We start from the raw sequence: 14,822 nt of genomic DNA on the forward strand, positions 1-14,822 counted from the left end.
GGGCGCGCGAGTTCAGTGAAGGAGCGCGCGGTGTCGAGTTCGCGCCGTCCGGCTGAACGGCCCGCGCGTGCGACTCCCGTGTGCCCGACTCCCGTGTGCCCGACTTCCGTGCGCGCCGCCTGCCGAGGGGAATCACGATGCGACCGGTCCCGCCGTCCACGGTCCCGCCGTCCACGGACCTGCGGTCGGCGGTCCGCCGTTCGCGCCCTCCCCGACCGGGGCGGCCACCGGGGTCGACCGGCCGGCCGTGACGGTCGGCCGCCCCGGCCCCCGGGGCGGCGAGCACGGAGCAAAGCTTCAACGGCGGGGACATGACATCTTGATGATCGCGACCTGTGAAACGTCACATAGCACCAAGAGACGCCCTCCGCCGCCTGCTAGTTTCCCGGCTGCCGGAGCCACCGGCGACCTGACCGACCACAAGTCGGCACCACCACCGCACCGTTGACACGAAGGGACCCTCCACGTGACCGTGCGCAAGCTGACGCTGTCAGCCGCCGCGACAACGACCGTGCTCCTCCTCTGCGGCAGCATCCTGGGCGCGACCTCGGCCACCGCGGCCGGCTCGGCGACCACCGCCCCCACCACCACCGTGACCGCCCGCGCCGAAGCGCCCGGCACCCCGGGCACCCCCGGCACTCCCGGCACCCCGGGCGCTCCCGGCACCCCCGAGGTGCCCACGACGCTGGCCCCGCCGGCCACCGGCACCACCTCCGAGGCCACCGTGGTCAGGCCGGCGCAGGGCAGCGCGCCCGCCACCACCACCTCGGCCCCGGCGCTCGCACTCTCCTCCTACGACCCGAAGGCCGGCACCGCCGTACTCGCCCCGGCCGGTGCGGAGCCCGCCGAGGGAGCGGCCAGGGCGGCAGCGCCCCCGAGTGAGTCCGCCGCGGCCGCCGTCCAGCCCGGCCAGCTGATCGACAGCCCGCCCACTCCGGCCGCCCCGCACGGCGCACTGGTCGCCGTCACCGGCGTCCAGCCGGCCGCCGACGGCACGGTGGCCGTCACCACCCGCCCGGCGACCCTCCCCGAACTGCTCGGCGCGACCAGCGCCGACCTGCACAGTGCGATAAGCCCCGCCGCCTTCGAGGTCAAGCCGTGGATCAGCGGCCTCCAGGTCACCACCGACCTCGGCCCGACCTCCGGCAGCGGCTCGGTCTCCGGCGGCCTCGGGCTCAGCGCCGACGCCACCGTCCCGCTGCCGGGCGGCTCCTCGGCCAGGTTCTCCGGCTCGGTCGAACTCCACCCGGCCGTCGACTTCTCCTACCGGGGCGGCCTCGGCCTGATCGACCCGCAGCAGGCCCGGATCGGCTTCACCCTGGGCGCCCATGCCGACTGGCACGTCAGCGCCGCCCTCACCGGCAGCACCGGCCCGGTCCGGATCGCCCTGGCCTCGTACAGCGCCAGCCCGGTGGTCATGGTCGGCGTGCTGCCCGTGGTGATCAATCTGGCCTTCACCCTCTACGCCGACATCAGTGCCGACGGCACCGTCACGCTCGACGCGGAGCAGGCGTACGACGGCACCTGGGGCGTCCACTCCGACTACGTCAAGGGCCCGGGCTGGACCACCACCACCGACCCCGGCACCTCCACCGTCTCCCCGCTGCGCCTCGACCTCCGGGGCTCCGCCACGGCGAAGGCCGGACTGCTCGCCGAAGCCTCCGTCGCCCTCTACGACACGGTCGGCGTGAAGGCGTCCATCGAGCCGTACCTGCGGGTGGCGGTGAACGGTTCGGTGCTCCTGGACGCCACCCACCCCGAGCCGGAGGTCAACGGCACGCTCGCCCTCTACGGCGGACTCGACATCAACGGGGCGCTGATGGCCCGCCTCGTCGTCCTGGGCACCCCGATCCTCGAACAGGACCTGCCGTTCCTCGCCTTCCACCGCGAGTGGCCGATCACGTCCTGGAGCGCCGGGCAGTCCCCGGTGCCGCTGGTGAACTGGACCACGCTCAGCGCGGGCCTGATCGACGACAACCAGTCCGCCTACCTGCGGACCCGGCCGGACTGGGACCCCCAGGCACTCAAGGCCTCCTGCCCCGACGGCACCCGGCTGCTGGGCCTCGCCCACGGCAGCGACAACGGCCTGTGCGGCGACGTGACCCGCGCGAACCTCTGGGAAGCGAACCGCGGTCATGCCGTCGACCACGGCGGGACGTACGTGACCACCGACTGGGCGCCGGGCTACACCAAGGCGCAGTGCCCCGCCGGCTCCTTCGTCTCCGGCTACAGCCGCAACGGCCGGACGCTCGGCGTGCTCTGCGCCAAGTCCGCCACCCCGCTCGGCACGGCGAGCCGCACCCTGTGGTTCGACAAGGGTGACAACCGTCCGGCGGTGGCCGGCGGCGGCGACTTCGCCTACGGCTTCGGCAAGGGCCAGTGCGCGGACGACGAGTTCGTCGCCGGCGTGGCCTACAGCCAGCCCTGGTGGCAGCTCTGGGCGGCGCGGCCGTACGCGCTGCTCTGCCAGAAGCTCGCCTGACCCGTCGGCCACCCGGCGGTGGTCGGTCCGCCGTCCGCCGCCGGGTGGCCGGGGGAAGAATCCTCGGCGCGCCCACCGTCGCCCGTTCGGACGGCACGAGCAGGTCGACCACGCTCAACTCGGATGTTTCGGGCAGGAGTTGCGGGACTATCGGCATTGTCCGAGGCCGGGGCCGCGATCGAGGATGACCGCACCCCCGGCCGGTCCGGCCGGAGGGACGGTACCCAGGAGGGGATCTTCGATGCGTTCGATACTTGCCCGCGTGGCGACGGGCTTCGCGGCCGCCGTCCGCGCGGTCGCCGTGGTGGCGCCGGCAGCGGTGGCCGACCCGCCGGCCGGCGTCGTGCCGGCCGCCACCGACCTGGTGGGCGTCGGCGTCGACACCACCCAGCAGTTCATGAACCGGACCTCCGTCGACTACAACGCGGCCGTCATGGCCGGCCTGCCGAGGCTCTACAGCTGGGACGTGACCGGCCTCAACCCGATCGTCCCCAAGACCGGCGCACTGGCGATCAACCGGCCCGACGGCTCCGGGCCGGGCTTCAGCGCGCTGATCGCCACCACGATCGCCACGCTGGACTTCGCCCGCTCCTCGCGCGGCGTGTCGCCGGGCGATCCCAAGCCGTACTCCTTCGTGCCGTTCGCCAAGGACGCCGTCTCCTGGTCGGCCAAGGCGGGCGGTCACGCGCCGGCCGACCTCAGCGGTGCCCAGCTCAGGGCCGTCTACGAATGCACGGCCACCAACTGGCTGCAGATCGACCCGTCCCTCGCCAACGCCACCATCAAGCCGTATCTGCCGCCGCCGTCCTCGGACACCCGGGTCGCCTTCCTGAAGGCCCTCGGCGGCGGTACGGCGATCGTCCCCGGCGCCTGCGTGACCGCCGGACCGCGCAACGACCGCGGCACCGACCCGGCGCTCGACGACATCGACGTGGTGTTCCCCTACTCGGTGGGCGTCTACATCGACCAGGTGTACCGGGGCCACGGCACGGCGGTGGAGTCGCCCGGCCCGCTGACCGTACGCGGCATCAACGGGATCCCGCCCGTCGACGCCGCGCAGAACATCAACGCGCCGTTCCTCGGGTCGCACTACGGCCGACTGCTGTGGCACATCTTCCGTTCCGCCGAGTACACCGGTGCCAACGCCCACGGCATCGCCCTGCGGAGTGTCTTCGGGCCGCAGGGCTGGATCTGTGCCCACCCCGCCGTGATCGTCGCCTACGGCTTCGTCCCGATCGCCAACTGCGGCAGCATCACCAACACCTGACCCCACCGCGGCCGGAGGGGCGGCGGCGACCTCCCTCCGGCCACCCGGTCCGGCCGACGAGTCCGGTCCGGCGACCCGCGGACCGGACCGCACGCATCGCACCGCCGTGCCCGTGCCCGTACCGTCTCCGCGCCATCGCCCCAGCGCGGCTTCCGTTCGTCGTACTGGTCAACCCCGTACGACGTGTCCTCACCCACAGGGGTGAGTGTTGCCCGGCCCCGCGGCCTCCCCGTACCGGTGCGGCCACCGGGGACGGCGACCGGCGGATACATTGCGGCCACTGTGGGTGACGCTAGGAGGTCTCCGTCGTGACTGTGACGAGTCGGTACCTGGGTGCCTGGGAGGGGTTCTGGCGGGATGCGCCGGACGAGCCCGGGGCGGTGATCTGGGACGCGGAGGCGGCCCTGGTGGCGGAGCGCCACCTCGCGCTGTTCCGGCCGGGGCTGACCGACCCGGAGCTGCCGGTGGTCGACCTCGGCTGCGGCAGCGGGACGCAGACGCGTTTCCTGGCCGGACGGTTCGGCCGGGTGCTCGGGGTCGACCTGTCGGAGGCCGCCGTGGAGCTGGCCCGGCGGAACGACCCGGCCGGACTGGCCGAGTACGCCCGGCTGGACGCCACCGACGCCGGAGCCGTCCGCGCGCTCCACGACCGCCTCGGCGACGTCAACCTCTACCTGCGCGGGGTGATCCACCAGAGCGATCCGGCCGACCGGGGGCCGGTCGCCGAGGCCGTCGCGGTGCTGGCCGGGCGTCGCGGCCGGGCGTTCGTGGTCGAGCTGGCCGAGGCGGCCAAGCGGTTCCTGGCGGACCTTGCCGGTGGCCCGGCGGGGCCGCCGCCGAAGCTGCGCCCGGTGTTCGCCCACGGGCTGGCTCCCGCCGAGGTGGCCGACGGGGCTTTCGCGGAGCTGTTGGGCGCGGCCGGGCTGGCGGTCCTGGACTCCGGTGACATGCCGCTGGCCACCACGGAGTTCACCGCGGACGGCGGGCGGATCGAGTTGCCGGCGCGGTGGCTGCTGGTGGGCGCGCAGGAGGGCGGCGGCGCCTGAGGTGTGCCGTGCCTGGCGCCACCTGGCACTGAGGTGGCGCAATGGCTGCCCGGAGGGCGGGGCCGTGCGGTCCGGTCCGGCTCAGGAGCCGCCCGGTGTCGTGCTGCCGCCTGGCTGGGAGCGCCGTCTGCGCTCGGGCGGCGGTAGGTGTCACCGGTCCGCGCCACTCGGGCACATAAAAGGCTTGCACTTGGCGTCATCATGGTGCCATCATGGCGTCATGAACCTCATCCCGTATGCCGGGAACCCGCGCCGCAAGGTCGGGTCGGTCTGCCGGTAGCGCCACCATCGGTAGCGCCACCCGCCGGACCGACCCCGCCGCCAGGCCCCCCACCAGACACCCCCGAGGACGGGATCACCATGCCTTCCTTCGACACTCCCGACCCGATCGCCGTCACCGCGCACGTCGAGGCCGGTTCCATCCACTTCATCGCCGTCGACCGGCCGGACACCGTTGTCGAGGTGCGGCCGCGCGACCCGAAGAAGGACCTGGACGTGCGGTCCGCCGAGCAGACCGAGATCGGCTACGCCGCCGGGGTCCTCACCGTCCGGACGCCCAAGCCGCGCTACCTCGTCGGCCGCGTCGGCACCGTGGACGTCACGGTCGAGCTCCCCGCGGACTCGCGGATCGAGGTGGGCGGCGCCTGGGCGCAGGTGCTGGGCGAGGGGCGGCTGGGCGAGACCGAGGTGAAGACCTCCTCCGGGGACGTCCGCTTCGACACCACGGGCCCGCTGCGGCTGGCCGCCGCGCACGGCTCGATCACCGTGGACCGGATCGAGGGCGAGGCGGAGGTCACCACCAGCTCCGGCAGTGTGCGGATCGGCCGGATCGACGGCCCCGCCGTACTGAAGAACACCCACGGCAGCACGACCGTCGACCTCGCCAACGGCGATCTGCGGGTGAGCGGGGCCAACGGCGACATCGAGGTCCGCCGGGCCGGCGGCTCGGTCGCCGCCACCACCGCCCACGGCACCCTGCGGATCGGCGAGGTGGCCCGGGGCAGCGTCCAACTGGAGACGTCCTACGGCGCCATCGAGGTCGGCATCCGGGAGGGCACCGCGGCCTGGCTGGACCTCGGCTCGGCCTCCGGGCAGGTCCGCAACATGCTTTCCGCCTCCGACGCCCCGGGCAAGTCCGAGGACACCGTCGAGGTCCGCGCCCGCACCCGGTACGGCAACATCGACGTCCTCCGCGCCAAGCCCTGATCCCACCGCCCCGCCCCGCCCCGAACCGTCCCCGGCCGCCAATTCCCGGCCCCAGCTCCAGACCCAGTCCCAGGCCAGTCGTCACCGAGTCCCCGAACGGGAGGACCACATGCCCTCGCTTGTCATGCCCACGTCCAGGCAGCCCGACTCCCCTCCGCCGCCCGCCGCCGTCACCGCGGTCGGCCTGCGCAAGTCCTACGGCGACCGCACCGTCCTCGACGGCATCGACCTGCGGATCCCGGCCGGCTCGGTGTTCGCGTTGCTGGGGCCCAACGGCGCCGGCAAGACCACCACGGTGAAGATCCTCTCCACCCTCGTCAGGGCCGACGGCGGGCACGCCCAGGTCGCCGGCCACGACCTCGCCGACTCCCCGGACGGAGTGCGCGCCGCGATCGGCGTCACCGGGCAGTTCTCCGCGGTGGACGGGCTGATCACCGGGGAGGAGAACATGCTGCTGATGGCGGACCTGCACCACCTGCCCCGCAGCGAGGGCCGCCGGGTCGCCGCCGAGCTCCTGGCGCGGTTCGACCTGGCCGAGGCCGCCAAGAAGCCCGCCTCCGGCTACTCGGGCGGCATGAAACGCCGCCTCGACCTCGCCATGACCCTGGTCGGGAAGCCGCGGATCATCTTCCTCGACGAGCCCACCACCGGCCTCGACCCGCGCAGCCGCCACACCATGTGGGGGATCGTCCGCGAACTCGTCGCCCAGGGCGCCACCGTCCTCCTCACCACCCAGTACCTGGACGAGGCCGACGAACTGGCCGACCGCATCGCGGTGATCGACGGCGGCCGGATCGTCGCCGAGGGCACGGCCGAGGAGCTGAAGCGGCTGGTCCCCGGCGGGCACGTCCGGCTCCGGTTCACCGACCCGGCCGCCCACCGCGCGGCCGCCGCCTCGCTGGCGGACGCCGAGCGCGACGACGCGGCCCTGACCCTGCGGATTCCCGCCGACGGCAGCCAGCGCCGGCTGCGCGAGATCCTCGACCGCCTGGACGCCGCCGGGGTCGAGGCCGACGAGCTGACCGTCCGCACCCCCGACCTCGACGACGTGTTCTTCGCCCTGACCGGCGGTCCCACTCCGCCGCACCGCACCCAGGAGGTCGCCCGATGAGTTCCCTCTCCCTCGCCGTCCGCGACTCGTCGACCATGCTGCGGCGCAATCTGCTGCACGCCCGTCGCTACCCGTCGCTGACCCTGAACCTTCTGCTCACGCCGGTCGTCCTGCTGCTGCTCTTCGTCTACGTCTTCGGCGACGTGATGAGCGCGGGGATCGGCGGGGCCGGAGCCGACCGCTCCGCCTACGTCGCCTACCTCGTCCCGGGCATCCTGCTGATGACCATCGGCGGCACCACGGTCGGCACCGCCGTCTCGGTCTCCAACGACATGACCGAGGGCATCATCGCCCGCTTCCGGACGATGGCGATCCACCGGGGGTCGGTCCTCACCGGGCACGTCGTCGGCAGCGTGCTGCAGGCGGTGCTCAGCGTCGTGGTGGTCGGCGCCGTCGGAGCGGCCGTCGGCTTCCGCTCCACGGACGCCACGCTGCTGGAGTGGCTCGCCGCGTTCGGGCTGCTCACCCTGTTCGCCCTGGCGCTCACCTGGATCGCGGTCGGGATGGGAATGGTCAGCCCGAACGCCGAGGCGGCCAGCAACAACGCGCTGCCGCTGATCTTCCTGCCGCTGGTCTCCAGCGCCTTCGTCCCGCTGGACGCCATGCCGGGCTGGTTCCGGCCGATCGCCGAGTACCAGCCCTTCACCCCCGCCATCGAGACCCTCCGCGGGCTGCTGCTCGGGACCGGGATCGGCAACAACGGCTGGCTCGCCGTCGCCTGGTGCCTGGCTCTGACGGCGCTGGGCCACCGCTGGTCGAAGCGGCTCTTCGACCGGGACCCCCGGTGAGCCGGCGGGCGGGATCCCGGACGCGGTGGCGGGTGCCGGCACGGCCCCGAGCCTGACCGCCCCGGAGAACCCGATCAAGATCGGGTGAACCGCGGAAGGGTCTCTAATCGTCCTATTCGGTATGAACGATGTGTTGATCCGCCCCCGAAGGGGTCGTTCCCGGGCCGCCGTCACCGCGGCGGCCCCGGCCTTCCGCCGCTCCATACGCGGGGCCGTCGCCCGGTGGGCCGGGTGACGGCCCGGCTGCCCGCGGGGCGGGCGAGGTTCGGAGCGATCGCCCTGGTCGTCGTCGCCGCGGTGGGGGCGGGCACCTGGTGGTGGCAGCCGTGGGCGGACGCCGCGCCGAAGGCCCTGGCCTTCACCACGGCGCCCGGCGGCACGGAGCGGGTCGGTGCCGGGGAGCACCTCTACCGGTACAAGGTGCGGGCGGAGAACGGGCTGAAGGTCACGCCCGCGCAGTTCGCCGCCGAGGTGGACGCCGTGCTCGGGGACACCCGGCGAGGCTGGGCCGCCGGCGGTGAGCGGTCCTTCCAGCGGGTGGACGCCGATCCGGTGGACTTCACCGTCTACCTGGCGACCCCGAAGTCCACCGACCGGATCTGCGGACAGTACGGCCTGGACACGGGCGGCTGGGTGAACTGCGCGGCGGGCAAGCAGGTCGTCATCAACCTCAAGCGCTGGCAGGACCTGTCGGAGTTCTACACCGGCAAGCCCGAGCTCTACCACGCGCTCGCCGTCAACCACGAGGTCGGTCACATCCTCGGCGAGGGCCATGTCGACTGCCCGGGCCAGGGTGCTCCGGCGCCGGTGATGATGCAGCAGATCAAGGGGCTGCACGGCTGTGTGCCGAACGGCACGCCGTACGCCGAGGACGGCACCCTGATCACCGGCCCGCCGGTGGTCGCCTCCACCGCGACGCCCGTGCCCTGAACCGCCCTGCCCGCGCCCTGAACTGCCCCGCCCTGACGTGTCCTGCCCTGCCCTGACGTGTCCTGACGTGTCCTGACGGCAGGGACGACCGCGCCGCGGCGACCCGGCCCCCGGCCGGTCAGCCCAGGGCGGCGGCCTTGCGCAGCAGCACCGAGCGCTCGCGGGTGTTGCGGCACATCCGGGCGGCGAGCTCCAGCTCCGACCGGGCCTCGGCGGTGCGGCCGAGCCGGGTGAGCAGTTCGCCGCGCACGCCCGGCAGCAGGTGGGAGCCGGACAGCCGGCCGGACGCGGCCAGCCCGTCGACGATCCGCAGGGCCTCCTCCGGTCCGGCGGCCATGGCGACGGCGACCGCCCGGTTGAGGTCGACCACGGGGGAGGGCGCGACCCGTCCGAGCGCCTCGTAGAGCAGCACGATGCGCGGCCAGTCCGTCTCCGCGACCGACGGGGCCCCGGCGTGGCAGGCGGCGATCGCCGCCTGGAGACCGTAGGGGCCCAGGCCGTGGCCGGTGGCGGTGGCCCGGTCGAGCGCGGCCAGTCCGCGCCGGATCGCCGAGCGGTCCCACCGGCGGCGGTCCTGGTCCTCCAGCAGGACCGGCTCGCCGTCCGGCCCGGTGCGCGCGGGGAAGCGGGCGGCGGTCAGCTCGAACAGGGCGAGCAGGCCGGACACCTCCGCTTCCCCGGGCAGCAGCGCGGCCAGGGTACGGGCCAGCCGGATCGCCTCGTAGGCGAGGTCGGTGCGCAGCAGCCGGTCCCCGCTGGTCGCCGTCGAACCCTCGGTGAAGAGCACGTAGAGCACGCTCAGCACCCCGCCGAGGCGCTCGCGCCGCTCCTCCGGCGGGGGCACCGCGAAGGGGACGCCGGCGGCGGCGACGGTCTTCTTGGCCCGGGTGATCCGGGCCTGGAGGGTGGGCACCGGCACCAGGAGGGCGCGGGCGATCTCCTCGCTGGACAGTCCGGCGACCACCCGGAGGGTCAGCGCCGCGCGGGCCTCGGGCGACAGCACGGGGTGGCAGGCGACGAACATCAGCGCGAGGACGTCGTCCTCGATCAGGTCCGGGTCCCACGGCAGGTCGTCCGGGTGGCCGGGGACGGGATCGGCGCCGGAGCTCGCCCCGCCCTCGGTCAGCCGGCCGGCCAGGGCCGCGTAGCGCTCGTCGAGGGCGGAGCGGCGGCGGTACCGGTCGATGGCGCGGCGCCGGCCGGTGGCGAGCAGCCAGCCGACCGGGTTGGCCGGCTCGCCGTCGCGCGCCCAGGCGACGAGGGCCTCGGCCACGGCCTCCTGGGCGACGTCCTCGGCGAGGTCGAAGTCGCCGGTGAAGCGGGTGAGGGCGCCGACGATCCGCGCCGACTCGATCCGCCACACGGCCTCGACGGCCCGCCGGGCGGCCTCGGTGCCCGGCGGGCCGTCGAGGTGCCCGGCGGACCCGCCGGTGCCGTCGGTCGGTCCGGTGCTCAGAGCTGGCCGGTCCGCTCGCGCCATTCCCGCTCCTGGATGATCCACTTGTTGTCCTGCGGGAACTCGTCGATGCCCGGCACCCGCCGGATCTCGATCTTCATCCCCGGGAGGGACGGCAGCCGCTTCGCCCAGGCGACCGCCTCGTCCTGCGAAGCCACGTCGAGGATGTAGAAGCCGCCGAACAGTTCCTTGGTCTCACCGTAGGGCCCGTCGGTGACAATCGGCGCCTCCCCGGTGAAGTCGACCACCACGCCCGTCGACGCGTCGTCGAGCCCCTCGGCGGCGATCAGCACCCCGGCCCGGATCAGCTCGTCGTTGTAGCGGCCCATGATGTCGAGGATCTCCTCGAAGGGCGTGTCCATCATCTTCTCGCGCGTCTCGTCGCTGCCACGCATGATCAACATGTACTTCGCCATGGCTGTTCTCCTTGGTACGGGATCGGTACGGGGTCGGTACGGGGAGTCGCTGTCCGACCCTCTCTACCCCAGGTCGAACGGGACGGCGCGGGATCGACACGACGGGGGGCGTCCGGAGCGAATTCTCTCCGGACGCCCCCTGACGCCTCCCGGCGCCTCCCGCGAGCCCGCGTGCGGCGCGATGCCCCCGCCGCACACCCGCCCGCTGAACGCCGCCCGCTGAACGCCCGCCGCTACACGCCCGCCCGGTCCACCGGAGGCACCGGCCGGACGACAGCGGCCGCGCCCCCGGAGCCGTCGGCGTCCAGGGCCCGGAGGATGTCCTCCACGCTCTGCTTGGCGTCGCCGAACAGCATCACGCTGTTCTCGCGGAAGAACAGCGGGTTCTGCACCCCGGCGTAGCCGGACGCCATCGACCGCTTGAACACGATCACTCGCTCCGCCTCCCACACCCGCAGCACCGGCATGCCCGCGATCGGACTGGCCGGATCGTCCATGGCCGCCGGGTTGACGGTGTCGTTGGCGCCGATGACCAGGACGACGGTGGTCGCGGCGAGGTCGTCGTTGATCTCGTCCATCTCCAGCACGATGTCGTACGGCACCTTCGCCTCCGCGAGCAGCACGTTCATGTGCCCGGGCAGCCGCCCGGCGACCGGGTGGACGCCGAAGCGGACCTCGACACCGCGCTCGCGCAGCCGCCGGGTGAGCTCCGCGACGGGGTGCTGCGCCTGCGCCACCGCCATGCCGTAGCCGGGCGTGATGACGACCGACTTGGCCTGCGCGAGCTGCCGCGCGGCCTCCTCGGCCCGGACCTCCCGGTGCTCGCCCTGCTCCTCGGCCCCGCCCGGGGCGGCCTCGATGCCGAAACCGCCCGCGATCACCGAGAGGAAGGAACGGTTCATCGCCCGGCACATGATGTAGGACAGATAGGCGCCGGAGGAGCCGACCAGCGCGCCGGTGACGATCAGCAGGTTGTTGTCGAGCAGGAAGCCGGCCGCCGCCGCGGCCCAGCCGGAGTAGCTGTTGAGCATGGAGACGACGACGGGCATGTCGCCGCCGCCGATCGAGGCGACCAGGTGCCAGCCCAGCGCCAGCGCCAGGACGGTGACCGCGATCACCGCCGCCAGGCCCGGGCTGACCGTGAACCAGACCGTCAGCCCCACGAACGCCGCCAGCGCACCGATGTTGAGCGCGTTCTTGCCGGGCAGCACCAGCGGCCGGGAGGCGATCCGGGCGGACAGTTTGAGGAAGGCCACGATCGACCCGGTGAAGGTGACCGCCCCGATGAAGATGCCGATGAACACCTCGGCGTGGTGGATGCCCAGCAGGTCCCCGGAGACGGCGGTCTGCGCCGCGCCGTGCGCCTCCACCTCCAGGTAGCTGTTCCAGCCGACCAGCACCGCGGCGAGGCCGACGAAGCTGTGCAGCACGGCGATGAGCTCCGGCATCTGCGTCATCTCGACCTGCCGGGCCCGCAACAGCCCGGCCGCTCCGCCCAGCGCCATGGCCAGGACGATCAGGGCGACCGCCCCGGCACTGATGCTCCTCGACGCGACCACCACGGTGGCGACCAGGGCGAGCGCCATCCCGGCGATGCCGTAGACGACCCCGGCGCGGGAGGTCCGGTGCTGGGACAGCCCGGCCAGGCTGAGGATGAACAACAGGGCGGCGACGAGATCCGCGGCGTGGGCCGCCGTCGTGGACGTCATCGGGCTCAGCGCCTTTCCGGGGACGAGGAGAACATGCTCAGCATGCGGCGGGTGACGGCGAAGCCGCCGAAGATGTTCACACTCGTCAGCAGGATCGCCACGAAGGAGAGCACGGTGACGGTCGCGCTCCCGTGCCCGATCTGGAGCAGGGCGCCGATCACCACGATCCCGGAGATCGCGTTGGTGACCGACATCAGCGGGGTGTGCAGGGCGTGGTGGACCTTGCCGATGACGTAGTAACCGATCACCACGGCGAGTGCGAACACCGTGAAGTTCTGGGCCAGTTGGGTCGGGGCGAAAGCGATCAGCAGGAACAGTGCGAGCATCCCGGCGCCGATCAGGCCGAACCGGGCCGCCGGGGTGAGCCGGGGCCGGGCCGGTTCCACGACCGCCGGCGTCACGGGCGTCGCGGCGGCCGCGGGCGCGGCCGACACGGCGACCGGCGGTGGCGGCCAGGTGACCTCGCCCGCCCGGACCACGGTCACCGCCCGCTGGACCACGTCCTCGAAGTCCAGCACCGGCTGCCCGTCCTTGCCCGGGGTCAGCAGCTTCAACAGGTTGACCAGGTTGGTGCCGAACAGCTGCGAGGCCTGGGCGGGCAGCCTGGCCGCGAGGTCGGTGTAGCCGATCAGCGTGACGCCGTTGCCGGTGACCACCGTCCGGCCCGCGACCGTGCCCTCGACGTTGCCGCCCTGCGCGGCGGCCATGTCGACCACGACGCTGCCCGGCTTCATCGCCGCCACGTCCTCGGCGGTGAGCAGCCGGGGGGCCGGCCGGCCGGGGATCAGCGCCGTGGTGATGACGATGTCCACGTCCTGGGCCTGCTCGTGGTAGAGCGCGGCCGCGGCCCGGTCGTAGTCGGCCGAAGTGGCCTTCGCGTAGCCGTCGGTGCTCGCCTCCTGCGCGACCCGCACCGGCAGGTACTCCCCGCCGAGGGACTTCACCTGGTCGGCGACCTCCGGCCGGGGGTCGGTCGCCCGGACGATCGCGCCCAGGCTGGAGGCGGCGCCGATCGCGGCGAGCCCGGCCACACCGGCACCGGCCACCAGGACCTTCGCCGGCGGGACCTTGCCCGCGGCCGTCACCTGGCCGGTGAAGAAGCGGCCGAACACGTGCGCCGCCTCGATCACCGCCCGGTACCCGGCGATGTTGGCCATCGAGCTGAGCACGTCCATCGACTGCGCGCGGGAGATCCGCGGCACCGCGTCCAGCGCCAGCGCGGTGACCGGGCGCGCGGACAGCGTCTCCAGCAGATCGGGCCGCTGCGCCGGGGCGAGCAGGCCGATCAGGGTCGCGCCGTCGCGCAGCCGGGCGACCTCGGCGGTCGACGGCGCGTTGACCTTCAGTACGACGTCGGCCGCCCAGGCGTCCCCGACGCCCGCTCCGGCATCGGTGTAGGCCTCGTCGGTGAAGCCGGAGGCGGTACCGGCCCCGGACTCGACCACGACCTCGTAGCCGAGGGCGAGGATCCCCCGCACCGTGGACGGTGTCGCGGCGACCCGGGTCTCCCCGGCGGTCGACTCGGCGACCACACCGATGCGCCGCGGGGGGTGGTGCGTGGCGTCCTGTGCAGACATCACTCGTGCCTCTCTCCTGGGAGGAGCCAATGACGGCGGGATCCGCGTCCGGGGGAGCGTCGCTCCCCTTGGAGGCAGGAACCTACCCGCCCTGACCCGCCGGGGCACCGGGGCGAGGCCGTGACGTGCTTCACCGATTCACCGGGCGGCGGGTCCGCTGCGCCGCCCGGGACGCCAGGGAGTGGCGGGTCGCGGTCAGAACCCCTGGGCGCGGGCTCCTTCGCGCAGCAGGGCGAAGGCGGTGGCGGTCTCGGCGACGGCCTGCGGGCCCGCCTCGGCGATGTCCTGTCCGGCGGCCAGCCTCTCCCAGGCGGTGCGGGCGAGCACCTGGCGGACGGCCACGTACTGGGCGGCGAACAGCCGGGCCGTGATGCCGCCCTGCGGGTCCAGGGCCTCGGCGAGCGCGTCCGCGTCGGCGTCGACGTAGTCCAGGAGCTGGGCGGACAGTTCCGGGGTCCCGTAGACGAGCCGGAGGAAGGCGAGCACCTCGGGGTCGTCGCTCAGTCCGGTCTGGGGCTCGTGCGCGGCCAGCCCGGCCAGGTGGTGGCGCTCCAGGGCGTCCAGCGGGGTGAGCCCGGCGGCGCGGTCGCGCACCACCCGGCCGGCCTCGCCCCGGTGGTCGGCGAAGCGGTGCAGGACCAGCTCCTCCTTGGTGGCGAAGTACCGGAACAGGGTGGGTTTGGAGACCTCGGCGGCGGCGGCGATCTCGGCCACCGAGACCTGGGCGAAGCCCCGGTCGAGGAAGAGGGCGATGGCGACATCGGCGATGGTCTGCCGGGTGCGCTGCTTCTTGAGGGTCCGCAGACCCGGTTCTGGTTCGCTCGGACTCATGCC

12 protein-coding genes are annotated in these 14,822 nt (G+C 73.7%); 7 read left to right on the forward strand and 5 right to left on the reverse strand.

Annotated features, from left to right (window positions below; genetic code table 11):
* The first annotated feature begins 466 nt into the window (after window positions 1-466).
* The 7 genes from OG715_RS40215 to OG715_RS40245 all read left to right on the forward strand — a co-directional run bounded on the left by OG715_RS40215 (window position 467) and on the right by OG715_RS40245 (window position 8,830).
* On the forward strand, window positions 467-2,482 hold the full coding sequence (locus tag OG715_RS40215) for a hypothetical protein (protein WP_266272248.1): 2,016 nt from the start codon (window positions 467-469) through the stop codon (window positions 2,480-2,482).
* 241 nt (window positions 2,483-2,723) lie between these two features.
* A complete protein-coding gene (locus OG715_RS40220; RefSeq protein WP_266272247.1) occupies window positions 2,724-3,749 on the forward strand; it encodes a substrate-binding domain-containing protein in 1,026 nt (341 codons plus the stop codon).
* A 308-nt stretch (window positions 3,750-4,057) separates the two neighbouring features.
* Window positions 4,058-4,795, forward strand: a complete 738-nt coding sequence (locus OG715_RS40225; RefSeq protein ID WP_266272245.1) for a class I SAM-dependent methyltransferase — start codon at window positions 4,058-4,060, stop codon at window positions 4,793-4,795.
* A gap of 360 nt (window positions 4,796-5,155) precedes the next feature.
* Window positions 5,156-6,001, forward strand: a complete 846-nt coding sequence (locus OG715_RS40230; protein WP_266272244.1) for a DUF4097 family beta strand repeat-containing protein — start codon at window positions 5,156-5,158, stop codon at window positions 5,999-6,001.
* A 124-nt stretch (window positions 6,002-6,125) separates the two neighbouring features.
* Entirely contained in the window at window positions 6,126-7,112 is a 987-nt protein-coding gene (locus tag OG715_RS40235; RefSeq protein ID WP_266272243.1) for an ATP-binding cassette domain-containing protein, read from the forward strand.
* Entirely contained in the window at window positions 7,109-7,900 is a 792-nt protein-coding gene (locus OG715_RS40240) for an ABC transporter permease (protein ID WP_266272242.1), read from the forward strand. Before OG715_RS40235 ends, OG715_RS40240 begins: the two co-directional genes overlap by 4 nt.
* A 222-nt stretch (window positions 7,901-8,122) precedes the next feature.
* Entirely contained in the window at window positions 8,123-8,830 is a 708-nt protein-coding gene (locus OG715_RS40245) for a DUF3152 domain-containing protein (RefSeq protein WP_266272241.1), read from the forward strand.
* 118 nt (window positions 8,831-8,948) lie between these two features.
* On the opposite strand, the gene OG715_RS40250 is transcribed toward OG715_RS40245, so the two are convergent.
* From OG715_RS40250 to OG715_RS40270, 5 genes are all read right to left on the reverse strand, one after another.
* Window positions 8,949-10,310 carry an RNA polymerase sigma factor gene (locus OG715_RS40250; protein WP_266272240.1) on the reverse strand — a complete coding sequence of 454 codons (1,362 nt, stop codon included), beginning with the start codon at window positions 10,308-10,310 and terminating at the stop codon, window positions 8,949-8,951.
* Entirely contained in the window at window positions 10,283-10,702 is a 420-nt protein-coding gene (locus OG715_RS40255) for a YciI family protein (protein ID WP_045943636.1), read from the reverse strand. Before OG715_RS40255 ends, OG715_RS40250 begins: the two co-directional genes overlap by 28 nt.
* A gap of 233 nt (window positions 10,703-10,935) precedes the next feature.
* Window positions 10,936-12,411 (reverse strand): Re/Si-specific NAD(P)(+) transhydrogenase subunit beta, encoded by a 1,476-nt coding sequence (gene pntB / locus OG715_RS40260; RefSeq protein ID WP_266272239.1) that lies wholly within the window; start codon window positions 12,409-12,411, stop codon window positions 10,936-10,938.
* A 5-nt stretch (window positions 12,412-12,416) separates the two neighbouring features.
* The gene (locus OG715_RS40265) at window positions 12,417-13,988 is read right to left on the reverse strand and encodes a Re/Si-specific NAD(P)(+) transhydrogenase subunit alpha (protein ID WP_266272238.1); all 1,572 of its coding nucleotides are present in this window, start codon (window positions 13,986-13,988) and stop codon (window positions 12,417-12,419) included.
* A 195-nt stretch (window positions 13,989-14,183) separates the two neighbouring features.
* Entirely contained in the window at window positions 14,184-14,819 is a 636-nt protein-coding gene (locus OG715_RS40270) for a TetR family transcriptional regulator (protein ID WP_266272237.1), read from the reverse strand.
* Between the last annotated feature and the right edge of the window lie 3 nt (window positions 14,820-14,822).

It is taken from the genome of Kitasatospora purpeofusca (assembly GCF_036010405.1).
GTDB classification, from domain to species: domain Bacteria; phylum Actinomycetota; class Actinomycetes; order Streptomycetales; family Streptomycetaceae; genus Kitasatospora; species Kitasatospora purpeofusca.

Excerpts from the sequence above, each read along its gene's own strand:
- OG715_RS40220 (WP_266272247.1), top strand. The coding sequence starts at position 2,724 with ATGCGTTCGATACTTGCCCGCGTGGCGACGGGCTTCGCGGCCGCCGTC.
- OG715_RS40230 (WP_266272244.1), top strand. The coding sequence starts at position 5,156 with ATGCCTTCCTTCGACACTCCCGACCCGATCGCCGTCACCGCGCACGTC.
- OG715_RS40235 (WP_266272243.1), top strand. The coding sequence starts at position 6,126 with ATGCCCACGTCCAGGCAGCCCGACTCCCCTCCGCCGCCCGCCGCCGTC.
- OG715_RS40240 (WP_266272242.1), top strand. The coding sequence starts at position 7,109 with ATGAGTTCCCTCTCCCTCGCCGTCCGCGACTCGTCGACCATGCTGCGG.
- OG715_RS40250 (WP_266272240.1), bottom strand. The coding sequence starts at position 10,310 with ATGGCGCGAGCGGACCGGCCAGCTCTGAGCACCGGACCGACCGACGGC.
- OG715_RS40255 (WP_045943636.1), bottom strand. The coding sequence starts at position 10,702 with ATGGCGAAGTACATGTTGATCATGCGTGGCAGCGACGAGACGCGCGAG.
- pntB (WP_266272239.1), bottom strand. The coding sequence starts at position 12,411 with ATGACGTCCACGACGGCGGCCCACGCCGCGGATCTCGTCGCCGCCCTG.
- OG715_RS40265 (WP_266272238.1), bottom strand. The coding sequence starts at position 13,988 with ATGTCTGCACAGGACGCCACGCACCACCCCCCGCGGCGCATCGGTGTG.
- OG715_RS40270 (WP_266272237.1), bottom strand. The coding sequence starts at position 14,819 with ATGAGTCCGAGCGAACCAGAACCGGGTCTGCGGACCCTCAAGAAGCAG.